We start from the raw sequence: 13207 nt of genomic DNA on the forward strand, positions 1-13207 counted from the left end.
AGTACCCAATAGATACCGATTCACTCTGGCGAAATCCGCCGATCGATGATCTCGATATCGCGTTCGCACGCGGCGAGTTGTCCGGGTTGTTCGGCAGCGGTACGTCGCAAACGCGCCTCCAATTCGGCAACGCGGCGATCGGTCGCGACGATTCGCGCGGTGCTCGAACGCACCACGCGCTCGGCGAGCGTGGTCTCCATTTCCACGAGCGCGGTCGCCGCCCGCTGCTCGAGCTGGGCTTTCACATTGACCAACGCGTCCGACACCCATTGCCTGACGTGCGCGCGGTCGGCAACCTGTCTGCGCGCTCGCACCACCCAGCCCGCCGCGCCTGCCCCGAGCAAAAGCGTCACCGGCACGCTCGCGACGTCCAGCGTCGACACCAGCGCGAGTGGCGAAACCAACAGTCGGCCGAGGCCGACACCCGCCGACGCGCCGAGCGCGATCATGAGGTGATCTTCGACACCTCGGTGCCGCGGTTCCGGGTCAGGGCCCACCCGGGGTGCGGGATCACGCCGCCGGGCGGCCGGCTCGACTGTCGAACCGTCGACCCGCACAGCCAGCTCGGCCAGCCTCCGCTCGACCTCCAGGTCCACAGCACCGGTCAGCTCGGTCACCGCCTGCTGCAACCGGTCCGGATAGTCGCCCAGCTGGGACGGGCGCATTCGATCGAGTTCGCCACGCGCGGCGGTGTGCAGCGCCCGCACCCGAGAGCCGACATCGGTCATCAGGTCGACCCTGGCCAGGTGCAGTTGGCTGCGCAGCGTCGACAGCACCGTCGCCCGGCCACCGTCGCGGCCCGCGAGCAGCGTGGTTCGTTCTTCCCGCCACTGCGCGGGTTCGGCGCCGGAACGCAGCGCCGCGACCTGATCCACCACCCGCTGGCGGGTATCGGCCAGCACTCGGGCGGTGACGGCCGCGAGCCTGCCCTCGCTATCGGCTTCGGCGCCCGCGGATGCCGCGGCGAGTTCGGCGTGCAGTGCGGTCAGTCCGGAGCGATCCAGCAGGCCGGCGTCGCCGCCCGCGCGGGCCGCCACCGCGAGCCGGGCCGAGACCGGCACGATATCCAGGTCGGCAGCGCCCTGCGCGGCGAGCAGTTCGAGATTGTGTGCGCGGACCGCGCGCCAGTCCTGATAGGCGTGGATCCCGTTCATCGCGAGCAGGATTCGAGCGCCGTCGGCACGCAGCCGTCGCACCAGCCGCAGCGTATCGGCGCCGAGTGAGCTGCCCGCGTCGAGCAGGATCAGTGCGACCGCCGCGGGCGCCGCCCCCGACGGGGAGGTTGTTTCGACGGCCGCGCTCGCGTCGGCCACTGGATCCGACAGCAGGATCCGAGGCTCGAACCGCGCCAATTCGGTGCGCAACAGCGTGGTGTTGGCGTCATTGGGCCCGATCAACGTGACCGCCGATGCGCCGCCGGTTCCGACAACGGCGCGCATGAGTGCCATGCCCTGCGGATTCCACCGCGCAACCACCGCCTCGACATCGGGCGGCAGCGGCGGCGCATCGGGCGCGCGCGATGCCTGCGGCTGATCGGCCGGTGAAAGTGCCTGCTCCGGTTGCTCAGAGTCCGGCACTGCTCATCCGCTCCCATAGTCGGATGTAGCCGTTGTGGACGCGCAGGGCGGCGCGACGGGCAGCGGGCGACATATCGCTGGAGACAACCGCCCGCCAGCGCGCGGCCCTGGCCAGCGCGTCGTCGGCATCGGCGGGCGAGGGCGAACGGTACCCGGCCGCAAGGTGCGCGACATCGGGGCAGGCGAGTCCGGCGCACAGACCCATCCACAGCGCGTCGTCGCCGACGAGATAGTCCTCGAGGATGTCGCGGGCGTGGCCACCTTCGCCGGGCACCGCGGCGGCCGCGAGCCGGGCCAGCTCGTCGAGCAGCACGCCACCGCGCAGCGCCGAAACCTGCTCGTAGCGGCGGTGCAGGGTCTGGTGCAGCGCGTCGATGCCGCTCACCGCGTGCAGGATTTGCAGCAGGGCGTGCGGGGTGAGCTCGGGGTCCTGGCGCAGTGCGATGAGTGCGGAGCTCACGCCGTAGAGATCCCAGCGGTGCAGTAACTGCTCCCGTTCCGCGACATCGGGCCCGGCCGATGACGAGACGAACAGATCGGGAGACAGCGTCAGCGCGGGATCGGTGGTGCCTGCCAGTCGTTGCAGCGTCGCCATATCGGCATCGTTCAACGCGCCGGCCCTGGTGCGCACCGCCAACGAAGCGACCACCGGCAGCGTGAGAATGCCCAGCTCACTGCTGTATTGCTCGGCGGCGGCGACTGCATCGCCCCAGCGCGAACCGACCGCGTCGGCCTTGTTCAACACCACGACGGTGTGTTCGGGCGGCAGGGTGGCCAGGATGCGGCGGTCGGCGGGCAGCGGTGCGCCGGAGAGGACATAGACGATGATGTCGGCGTCGAGCACCGGGTCGGACGCGCCCGGTTCGTCCACCGGACCGGTCTCCACTGCGGACATGAGCGCCAGCGCATGCAGCACCGTACTGCGGCCGGCGTGCGCGCGACCGGTCACCTGGATCCGCGGCGGCCTGCGCCACCGAGCGCTGACTACGCCGACCTGATTCGACAGCTGCGGATCGTTGCCTGCGCCCGAGCGCAGCATGGCGATCAAATGGTCGAGTTGGTCGAGTTCACGCGCGGGTCCGCCGGGTCGGGCGGCAGGCCCGTTGGTTTCGGTGGCTGTCGACATAGCTGCACACCCCCTTTACGGTGCGCAATTCTGTCAGACGCCGGACCTGAAGACGGTGCGGACCGCTCAGCTTCCGCTGAAGTATTTGTTCGCGGTGCGCACGGCCCAGTTCGGCGCGTACTTGGCGGCGACGGCGAGCACCTTTGCCTGGGTACCGATTTCGTAGTGCACCTTCGGCAGCCGTCCACGTTTGCGGGTGACTTCCCAGATACCGGAGGCGACATCTGCTGCGGTGAGCCGCACGCCGAGCGACTTCGTCGACGCGGTCTCCACACCGTCCACCATCGCGGTCGCCACGAACAACGGCCACACCGCGATCACCCGGATATCGTGCCGCTCCCATTCGAGATCCAATGCCTCTGTGAGGCTTTTTACCGCGGACTTGGTCGCGCCGTAGCTGGCGAGCTGGGGTTGCCCGTAGATCGCCGATGCCGAGCACAAATTCACCACCTGCGCGCCGGGAGTGGCCCGCAGCAACGGGAACGCCGCGTGCGTGCCGTTGATGACGCCGCCCAGATTGACATCGACGATCGCCTGATGGGTGGCCAGATCGATGGACTCGAAGGGACCTGCGCGCAGGATCCCCGCGTTGTTGATCAGGATGTCGAGCCGGCCCGCATCGGCGGCGAACTCCGTGAGCCGCTCGGCCCAGTGGGTGTTGTTGGTCACATCGAGCACCCCGGTTCGCACAGTGCCGCCTGCGCCAGTGATGTCACCCGCGAGCCTGGTCAGCCCCACCTCGTCGATGTCGTAGGCGCCGACGTGATACCCGTGCGCAGCGAAAAGCAGCGCCGTCGCCCGGCCGATTCCGGCCGCCGCGCCCGTGATGATCACCGTCGGTCCGCTCATGTCGGGGAGTCTAGTGCGGTGCCGAGCCCCTCCCAGGTGCTTCACAGAGTTAACGTCGTTCGCTTACGCTGCTGTGATGGTCGGCACCATACTCGCTGCGCAGCTATGCTTTTCGATCGCGGCAAGCCGGCCGGCGCAGACGAGCCGTCGGCGCTGCTCGATGAGGAGGTGCGATGACCGTCGACGTCATCGGCGTTGTCGGCCCGGACCCGAATCATGGATTCGACCGCAAGCCGTTGTTGCCGAGCAACGATCCGTTCCTCCGGCCGCCGAAGGGCTTCGCCGCCAAAGCGGCGGGCACCGTCCTGCGCAGTCGCAGGGTCGATCTGGCCCTGCTCGGTGTTGTCTCGCAACAGGTTTCGGCGTGGCAACTGCTCTACCGCAGCTGTGACATGCACGGCACACCCGAGGTAGCGATCACCACGGTGCTGCTACCGCTGGGCGCCGACTCGAGCGAAGATCGGCCACTGCTTGCTTTCCAGACCGCCATGGACGCGGTCGCGGAGAGATGTTCGCCCTCCTACGCGCTGCGGCGCGGATCGCACGCACTCGGATCGGTCACCCAGCTCGAATGGCTGCTCGTCGCGAACGCGCTGCGGCGCGGCTGGGCGGTGACCATCGCCGATCACGAAGGCCCGCACGGGAACTTCGGCGCCCCACGCGAACCCGGCTACCGCGGGCTCGACGGCATTCGCGCGGCACTGAATTTCGGGCCGCTGGGCCTGTGTTCCGACACCAGGGTCGCGGTATGGGGCTATTCCGGTGGCGGCATGGCCAGCTCCTGGCTGGTCGAGATGGCGCCGACCTACGCGCCGGAGATCGATATCGTCGGTGCGGTGCTCGGCGCACCGGTCGGCGACCCAGGCCAGGTCTTCGCCCGGCTCAACGGCGGCCGCTACGCCGGGCTGCCCGCCATCGTCATCGCGGTGCTGCGCAGGCTGTACCCCGCCCTCGGCACGGTGTTCGACAACGACCTCGCCCCCGAAGGTCACCGGCTCATCGCACGCGCGGAACGGGCGACGCCGTTCTCGGCCATCACGGGCCTGACCAAGAAGGACGTCGGCGCCTACCTGACCCGCCCGCTCGACGAGGTGCTCGCCGCCCCCGATCTGCAAGCCATGCTCGACGACCTGAAGCTCGGCTACGCGACCCCGGCCTGCCCGTTGCTCGTCGTGCAACCGGTCCATGACCAGATCATCCACGTGGACGGCATCGATGCGCAGGTCGATCGGTACCGGCGCGGTGGCGCCACGGTCACCTACGTGCGCGATCGTCTCAGCGAACACTTCTCGCTGCTGCCGCTCGCTACCCCGATCAGCCTCAATTGGCTGGCCGACCGACTCGAAGGTCAACCGGTGCGCGACACCGGCGACTCGACGGTCTGGTCGGTCGCGGCCTCACCCGCCGGACTGCGCGGCCTGCTGGAAATGGCCGTGACCGCGGCCAAGGTCGCGCTCGGCAGGCCGCTGATGCAGGAGGCGGAACCCACATCCCGAATCCCCCGCGAACGCGCCGCCTGACCACCCGGTCACCCCCGCCACAGTGTCGCGTCGGGCGACCGACAGGCGGTGTGGTTCGAACGACCTGCAAACCAGCCGCTAGCGGCACAGTTTCGACCGGCCCGCAAGCGACCGCAAGCGGCCGATTGCCGCCCCGATCACCCGATGCTGGACAATGGATGCCGTGAACGACGCCGCGAACCACACTGCCGAGTCAGTTCCGGAACCACCGTCCACACCATCGGTACCGGCTGACAACGAACCCCGACGGGGCACCGCCTCCCGCCTGTACCCCCGCGTCACGAGCTTCCGCTCGCGCCGGGGCGCGCTGACCCCGACCCAGCAGCAATCCTGGGCTCGCACCTGGCCGCGCATCGGCGGCGAGGTCTCCGACGAGCGCCTCGACGCCACCGCCTGGTTCGGCCGTGCAGCCCCCCTCGTCATCGAGATCGGTTGTGGCACAGGCACCGCCACCGCCGCGATGGCACAGGCCGAACCGCACCTGAACCTGATCGGCATCGAGGTCTACAAGCCGGGCCTCGCCCAACTCGTGCAGCGAATCGAGCGCGAGCACATCGAGAACATCCGGCTGCTGCGCGGCGACGCCGTCGATGTGCTGGAGAATATGATTGCCGAGCAGTCGCTGACGGGCGTCCGAGTCTTCTTCCCCGACCCGTGGCCCAAGGCGCGCCATCACAAGCGGCGGCTGCTGCAGCCCGCCACCTTCGCCCTCATCGCGAGCAGGCTCCGCCCCGGCGGCGTGTTGCATGTCGCCACCGATCACGCCGACTACGCTGAGCACATCGCCACGGTCGGCGCCGCGGAATCCCAGCTCATCGGCCTGAACGAGACCACGGGTGGGGTCAGTGCCGAGCATCGGGACAGCGCCCCGATCGGCTTCGAGCGGCCGGTTACCAAATTCGAAGGCAAAGCGCATCGCGCTGGAAGTGCCATCACCGAGTTCATATGGGGGAAGATCGAATGATGAGCGAGCGAACAATTAGCTCAGCCGTCATGGCGGTCATGACGGAGTTGTGCGCTAGCGAGGCGGAGTCATGAGCATCAGTGAGATAGCCCCCGAGGTCGTGGATGTTGTCGGGGAGATGCACGGCACCGGACCGGAGGTGCTCGGCGGTGTGACTTCCGATGTGCGCCGAGTCCTGCTGGTGTGGGACGCCCCCAACCTCGACATGGGTCTGGGCGCGATCCTCGGTGGCCGCCCTACCGCTGCCTACCGCCCCCGTTTCGATGCGCTCGGCCGCTGGCTGCTCGCGCGCACGGCCGAGCTGTCGGTGGGCAGCACCTACCGGGTCGAGCCGGAAGCGACCGTCTTCACCAATATCGCCAGCGGCACCGCGGACGTGGTCCGCCCGTGGGTCGAAGCGCTGCGCAATGTCGGCTACGCCGTGTTCGCGAAGCCCAAGATCGATGAGGACTCCGATGTCGACGCGGACATGCTCGCGCACATCGAACTACGCAGCCGCGGTGCCGGGCTGGCAGGCATCATGGTCGCCTCCGCCGACGGCCAGGCATTCCGTGAGCCGCTCGAGGAGCTCGCCGCACACGGAGTCCCTGTTCAGGTACTCGGCTTCCGCGAGCATGCGAGTTGGGCCGTCACATCCGATACCCTCGAATTCATCGACCTCGAGGACATCCCGGGCGTGTTCCGTGAACCGCTGCCCCGGGTCAGCCTCGACTCGCTGCCCGATGAAGGTGCTTGGCTGCAGCCGTTCCGGCCGCTGTCGGCACTGCTCACCTCTCGCCCCTCGCAAGGAGTCGCTTAGTGTTTACACGCTGGGGCGATCTGGTCTATCGGTGGCGCTTCGCCGTAATCGGCGTGGTGACGGCCGCTCTCTTGGCATTGGGCGGATACGGCCTCGGCCTCGAAGACCACCTCAGCTCCAGCGGGTGGGACGATCCCACGTCACAATCCGCGCAGGCCGCGCGGTTGTCCGACCAAGCGTTCGGCCGCAATCACAACAGCGACGTGATCGTGCTGTACACCGCGCCGGACGGTCGGACGATCGACGATCCCGAGTTCAGGCAGAAGATCGTCGACAGTCTCAACAGCCTGCCGCGCGAGCACCCGAACGAGATCACCAAGATCAACGGTGCCTACTGGCAGACAGAGACCGGCCCCGCCTCACCGATGACGTTCGGCTCGAAGGACAAGAAGTACACCTTCGCCTCGATCGCCATCCAGGGCGACAACGACACCGACATGGTCCGGAACTTCCGGAATGTGAAGGACGTCTTCGCCATCCCCGGTATCGACGTGCAGGTCGCCGGTCTGCAAGCGGTGGCAGGCACACTCAACGACACCATCAAGAGCGACTCCAAGCGGATGGAGATGCTGGCCATCCCCGCCGTCGCGATCTTGCTGTTCTTCATATTCGGCGGCGTCGTCGCGGCCGCGCTGCCCTTGATCGTCGGCGGTCTCACGGTGATCGGCGCCAACGGCATCGTGATGTTCCTGACGAGGTTCACCGAGGTGAACTCCTTCGTCTCCAGCGTTGTTTCCATGATCGGCCTCGGTCTGGCGATCGACTACGGCCTGTTCATCGTGAGTAGATACCGCGAGGAACTCGCCGAGGGCTACGACACCAAAGCCGCGGTACGGCGCTCGGTGATGACCGCGGGTCGCACCGTCGTGTTCTCCGCGACGATGATCATCGCCAGCCTCGGCGGCATGCTGCTGTTCCCGCAGGGCTTCCTGAAGTCGATCGCCTACGGCTGTATCGCCACCGTGGCGCTCGCGGCGCTGACCGCCATCACGATCCTGCCCGCGATGCTCGGCGTTCTCGGGCCGAAGGTCGACTTCCTCGGCCTCAAGCGGGTCCGCAAGACCAAGACCGCCGAGGAAATCGAGAACGGCTTCTGGGGCAAGTCCACCCGCTGGGTGATGCAACATCCGCTCAAGATCGCGATCCCGATCTGCATCGGCCTGCTGCTGTTGATCATTCCGGTCAAGAACCTCGCGTTCGGCGGCATCAACGAGCGGTATCTGCCGCCGGACAACAGCACTCGGCTCGCGCAGGCGAAGTTCGATTCGATCTTCCCGCTACGCAAGTCCGATCCGATCCAACTGGTGTTCGTCTCCGACAGCAGCACCGATGTCGGCAAGGTGTGGGCCGAAGCCAAGCAGGCACCGGGGTTGACGGGCACCTTCGAGGTACCGACACGGTCGAATAACGACCCCGATATCTATCGCACCGCCGCGACGCTGGCGGACTCCGAGAACGCGGATCCGACCATCGACTATCTGCGCTCGCTCGAAGTACCCGACAACGTGCGGATGTACGTCGGCGGGCAGCCGACGATCCAGAAGGACAGCATCGACGCGCTGCTGGACCGGATGCCGTGGATGATCGCGCTCGTCCTCTTCGTCACCACGCTGCTGATGTTCCTGACCTTCGGTTCGCTGGTGCTTCCGATCAAGGCCGCGTTGATGAGCGCGCTCGGATTGGGTTCCACGCTGGGCATTTTGACGTGGATTTTCGTCGACGGGCACGGCGCGGGCCTGCTGAACTTCACGCCGCAGCCGATCATGTCGCCGGTGCTGGTGCTGATCATCGCCGTCATCTACGGCTTGTCGACCGACTACGAGGTCTTCCTGTTGTCGCGCATGGTCGAAGCGCGAACGCAGGGGGCATCGACCACCGAGGCCGTGCGCATCGGCACCGCGCAGACCGGCCGCATCATCACCGCCGCCGCGCTCATCCTGCTCGTGGTCACCGGGGCGTTCGCGTTCTCGGACCTGGTGATGATGCAGTACCTGGCCTACGGCATGATCGCCGCGCTGTTCATCGACGCCACCATCCTGCGCATGCTGCTGGTGCCCGCGACGATGAAACTGCTCGGCGACGACTGCTGGTGGGCCCCCGCCTGGATGAAGAAGGTGCAGCAGAAGGTCGGCCTCGGCGAGCCGATCCTCGACGACGAGCGCCCCGGCGGGGGCGAGGTCGTCGACCTGGTCAAGACCACGCCGATCACCGACCCGGTCACCATGCTGATGCCCGCGCTCGCGGAAGGCACGCGCCTGCCGAAGTCGCCGCGCCGCCCGCGCACGGTGGAGGAGATCGAAGCCGAGGCGCCGACACAGCATTTCCGCAGTCTCGGGCAGGTGCCGCCGCGATCCGCGCCGACCAACCCCGAACACACCGGACCCCGGGTCACTCCGGTACACGACCCGAGCAGGCCGAGAGCCGCGCATTCCGCGCCTGCATCGCCCGAGGTGCCCGCGCCTCGACCGATGCCCTCGGTCCAGGTGCCCCAGGACCGGACGGGACCACGGCCCGGGGCTGCCACACCACCGCAGGCACCTGTTCCCTTGCTGCCGACCACGCAGTCACCCGCTCCCTCGGTGCCCACAGCACAGACACCGACGCCGAGCACACATGCGCCCGTTCCTTCGCCTCCGGTCGGGCAGGCGCCAATGCCGTCGATGCCGTCCTCCCAGGCACGGACGCCATCGATAGCAACCACACCGGTGCCCATGCCGTCGACTCGTGCCACACAGCCACCGGTTCCGCCGACGCCCGCAGCACCGGTCCCGACGGCGAGCGCTCCGATCGATCACCCGACCCACCACGCCGCACCCGAAAATCCTGCGGCGCCGCATGACGAACCGGACAACGGGCCGCCGACCACGCGCAGCACCATCGAAAACTGGATGGCCGAACTGCGCTCCTCGCGCCGCACCGGCAAGCCCGACGAAGGCCGCCATCACGGTGGGGACGGCCGCACCGTCAGCGTCAACGAACTACTGCGTCGCCGCGACCAGGAGTAGCCGCCCCGCACTAGGGTGGGCACGTGAGTTCACATGTGCTTGTCGTCGCCGATGTTTCGTCGAGTCCGGAGAATGCCGAAGAACTCGGCCGCGCCTTGCGCGAACTCGCGCAAGCCTGCCGCACCGAACCCGGCTGCTTGTCCTACGACGTGTTCCACTCCGTCGAACAGCCCGAGCGCTATGTGAGCATCGAAAAATACGTCGACTCCGCGGCATTCGCCGCACACCGGGCCGCCGACCATTTCCGTGAGATCGGACTGGCCGAGGTGATGCCGCTGGTCACCCGGCGAGACGTGCGGATGTACGACTCGGCAAGCAATATTCCCGCCGCACAGTAGCTGCCATACCGCGGCCGCACCTCCAGGTGCGGCCGCGATCGGCCCGTGGTTCAGTGGGCTGCGGTGTCGCCCGAATCTCGGGTTGCCCCACCGGCTTCGGCGAAGACTCGGGCGTAACGCGTGCCCACTGTCAGGAGCAGGACGCCGACGACCAGGAACGCGGCTACTCGGACCAGTCCGTCGAGGGTGGCGAGGTCGAAGAGGAAGAGTTTGGCCAGGGCGGCTGCGGTGACAAGGAGGCCGGAACCGAGGGCCAACTTGGCCACCGGGGCCGAGCGGGCCAGGTTGCGCAGACCGAACAGCAGGGCGCCGGTTGCCGCCGCCATCCACAAGATGGTGGCGGCGCTGTGTCCGACGACGAAGCCGTCGGGCAGGCCGGTGGCGACGCCGACCGATACCGTTGCGGCCGTCACCGCGTAGAGGGCGACGACACTGGTGGGTATCCACAGGATCGATTCGGTGGTTTCATCACCGGTCCGAGTCGCGAACTTCCGGACGCACCACACGCCTGCCGCGACCACCGCAAGGGCGAGTACGGCGGCCAGCGCCGTCGAGATGCCAAGCTGCTCTTCCGCGTAGCGCTGTGCCGCAAGCGTTTCCGGATTCACGGTGGCGAGGTAGACCAGCGCGCCGACCGCCGCGAACGCCGCCGCGATGCCCGCGGCCACCCGCGACCGCTGCTGCCCGGCCATGCCGAGGAAGCCCGAGGTCACCAGGAACAGCGCTATCGGCAGCGTCTGAACTTCGGTCACGCCGATGCACGCCTCCAACAGTGCGAACGAACCCGCGACCGCGGCGACCAGCCCGACATGCCCCGGAATCCGTACCAGCTCACGCAGTTTCGACACGGTCGACACTGCAGCGACGAGCAACAGCACCACGGCGAAGACCGCAGCGACGATGGCGCCCGTGTGCCGCGCGAACAACGCGGGTGCGGCCAGCAGCGGTATCGTCGCCAATCCGAAAGTGATTGTGGCGGTGAGGTCTCCCGGCCGCCGACGAACTACCAGAATGTTGCCGACGAGGCCGACAACCGCGACTGCCACGGCTGCGGCGAGCAGCCGATACACCCGGTCGTGGGCCGTAGCGTCGAAAGCGGCCGAGCCGATGGCCAGCAAGGTCGCCAGCACGGCGGGCAGTGTCCGCACCACATGCAGCAACGGCCAGTCCCGGTCCAACTGCACCGGCACGCAGGCCAGCTGCAACACGATCAGGAAGGCCGGCAACACCACCTCGGTCGTCACCACCGGCGACAACACCGCCGCACCCGCGACGACAAGCACCGCAAGCGGTTGCGACTTCCAGTGCATCGCCAGCGCGACACCACCCGCGGCGACCGCGAGCGCCACCGCGAGGCCGAGCGGCGGATACAACCAGTCGTAAATCGCGCTCACCGCAACGACATCCAGGTATGCACCGGCAATACCGGTGGCCGCCAAGGCAATTCCACCCACGCGACCACCGGCGCGCCCGAACACTCGCATCCCCACGCCCACCAGCGCCGCCGAGAACACCGCCCCGGCGGCAACCCGTGGCACCGGCCCGAACAGGCCCGCCTGCGCGGCGAGCACCAGCAGCATCACCACACCGATCAGCGTCACGCCCACCCCGGCCACCGCCAGCATCCGGCTGATCATCCCTTCCTGCTGCCACCACGGGGTGTGCGGCACAGCAGGTCCCCACCGCACCGGCGGACGCATACCAGGCGGTACCGCACCCGTCGGGGGCATCGGCCCGCTCGGAATTCCGGTCGCCTGGACGCCTGGCGCAAGCATCCCCGCAGGCCAATTGAGCCGGCCCGCCGGAGGCATTCCCGCAGACCCCCCAGCCCAATTCGGCTGCCCCGCCACCGGCATTCCCCCTGACGCACCAGCCCAATTCGGCTGCCCCGCCACCGGCCCGGGGGTAAACCGCGGAACATACCCGGGCGCGCCACCTGGCACCTGACCCGTCGGTGGCGCGCCGGCACCACCTGCCGGCATCGTCTGCGGCGCAGGTGGCGGTGGCATGGGCGCCTGCGGAGCCATGGGCACTGCTCCAGGCTGTGGCACCCGCGCGGATTCATCCACAACCACGGCACTTGCCGGCGCCGAAACACCGGATGCCGCAACCGAACCCGCGGTAACCTGCGTCCGCAGCAACTCCAGGTCCCGCCCGAGCACACCCATCTGTGTCCCGAGCGCAGCGAACTCCCCCGACAGTCGCGAAATAAGCGCCGGATCGATAGATGTAGTCATAACCCAATGCTCGGTCCACACACCCCACTCGAGCATGAGTAGAAACCCCCGCTGACGCCCCGATATCTACCCGAACTGCCGAGACACTATGGGCGCCCGGACTTCCCTGCACCAGTCGAACGGTCGATTCACCTCGATTTCGATCACCGATTTCTGATCGACTCGGATCAGATCGAGAGCATTCATCCCTGAGCACGCAACTCGACGAGATAGGACAACGAAATGAGCGTTGTGCCAGTTGAACCCCGACCCTTGTCGCAACTCGAGGCCGCAGTCGTGGCAAAGCTGCTCGCTGTTGATTTCGAGGGCGCTGCTCAGTTCCGGACGCAGATTCCATTCACGCAGGTTGTCGCGACATGGGGTGCAGACGCACCGAGCGTCGATCTGGAGGTAGCGCCCGGTTCGGAGCAAGCAGGTCTCATCGGCGGAGAACTACCCGTGCGTGGTGAGGTCCGAGACGAGCGGGGTTCGTACATCGGAGAAGTCACCCTATGGGCAACCGACGGTTTCCTGTCTGCGATCGAATACGGGTGGGTGACCGAGGACCGGCCGACCTCATTGCCGGACCCAACGCTGATGACGGTATCCACATAGGTGGGTCCGTTCAGTGTCACGCCAGGGGTCGCGGTATCGCTCCTGCTGTCCAGCTGAATGATTCGGCTCCGAGCGGGTCCCGAGAACCTCCCGCACCATGCACAAAGGGTGGCCCGTCCGCTGCCGAGCGGCTCGTGATGAGCCCACGATGCACACCGAGTGCGAACGGTCGAGGTCGGCCGCGGTGACATCAGTTTC

General features: G+C 67.7%; 10 protein-coding genes. 6 read left to right on the forward strand and 4 right to left on the reverse strand.

What is annotated here, in order from left to right; translation table 11 throughout:
• Positions 1-20 precede the first annotated feature (20 nt).
• The 3 genes from OHQ90_RS03515 to OHQ90_RS03525 form a co-directional block, all read right to left on the reverse strand.
• Complete coding sequence (locus OHQ90_RS03515) at positions 21-1577, reverse strand: hypothetical protein (protein WP_328407264.1); 1557 nt, start codon at positions 1575-1577, stop codon at positions 21-23.
• The gene (locus tag OHQ90_RS03520) at positions 1564-2703 is read right to left on the reverse strand and encodes a hypothetical protein (protein ID WP_328407266.1); all 1140 of its coding nucleotides are present in this window, start codon (positions 2701-2703) and stop codon (positions 1564-1566) included. The genes OHQ90_RS03515 and OHQ90_RS03520 overlap by 14 nt, the downstream gene beginning before the upstream one ends.
• Positions 2704-2769: 66 nt before the next feature.
• The gene (locus tag OHQ90_RS03525; protein ID WP_328407268.1) at positions 2770-3552 is read right to left on the reverse strand and encodes an SDR family oxidoreductase; all 783 of its coding nucleotides are present in this window, start codon (positions 3550-3552) and stop codon (positions 2770-2772) included.
• Positions 3553-3725: 173 nt separating this feature from the next.
• On the opposite strand from OHQ90_RS03525, the gene OHQ90_RS03530 reads away from it, so the two are divergent.
• From OHQ90_RS03530 to OHQ90_RS03550, 5 genes are all read left to right on the forward strand, one after another.
• A complete protein-coding gene (locus OHQ90_RS03530) occupies positions 3726-5072 on the forward strand; it encodes a lipase family protein (protein WP_328407270.1) in 1347 nt (448 codons plus the stop codon).
• A 154-nt stretch (positions 5073-5226) separates the two neighbouring features.
• Positions 5227-6036, forward strand: coding sequence for a tRNA (guanosine(46)-N7)-methyltransferase TrmB (gene trmB, locus OHQ90_RS03535; RefSeq protein WP_328407272.1), 810 nt, complete (start codon positions 5227-5229; stop codon positions 6034-6036).
• 118 nt (positions 6037-6154) lie between these two features.
• Positions 6155-6835, forward strand: coding sequence for an NYN domain-containing protein (locus tag OHQ90_RS03540; RefSeq protein WP_328412511.1), 681 nt, complete (start codon positions 6155-6157; stop codon positions 6833-6835).
• Positions 6835-9840: an MMPL family transporter gene (locus OHQ90_RS03545; RefSeq protein ID WP_328407274.1), complete on the forward strand. Its 3006-nt coding sequence runs from the start codon at positions 6835-6837 to the stop codon at positions 9838-9840. The genes OHQ90_RS03540 and OHQ90_RS03545 overlap by 1 nt, the downstream gene beginning before the upstream one ends.
• Positions 9841-9863: 23 nt before the next feature.
• The gene (locus OHQ90_RS03550) at positions 9864-10178 is read left to right on the forward strand and encodes a putative quinol monooxygenase (RefSeq protein WP_328407276.1); all 315 of its coding nucleotides are present in this window, start codon (positions 9864-9866) and stop codon (positions 10176-10178) included.
• Positions 10179-10228: 50 nt separating this feature from the next.
• Here the strand turns inward: OHQ90_RS03550 and OHQ90_RS03555 are convergent, their stop codons facing one another.
• Positions 10229-11953: a DUF2339 domain-containing protein gene (locus OHQ90_RS03555; protein WP_442941304.1), complete on the reverse strand. Its 1725-nt coding sequence runs from the start codon at positions 11951-11953 to the stop codon at positions 10229-10231.
• Between the two features lie 684 nt (positions 11954-12637).
• On the opposite strand from OHQ90_RS03555, the gene OHQ90_RS03560 reads away from it, so the two are divergent.
• On the forward strand, positions 12638-13009 hold the full coding sequence (locus OHQ90_RS03560) for a hypothetical protein (RefSeq protein ID WP_328407281.1): 372 nt from the start codon (positions 12638-12640) through the stop codon (positions 13007-13009).
• Positions 13010-13207: the final 198 nt, after the last annotated feature.

It is taken from the genome of Nocardia sp. NBC_00403, from assembly GCF_036046055.1.
Lineage (GTDB): Bacteria > Actinomycetota > Actinomycetes > Mycobacteriales > Mycobacteriaceae > Nocardia.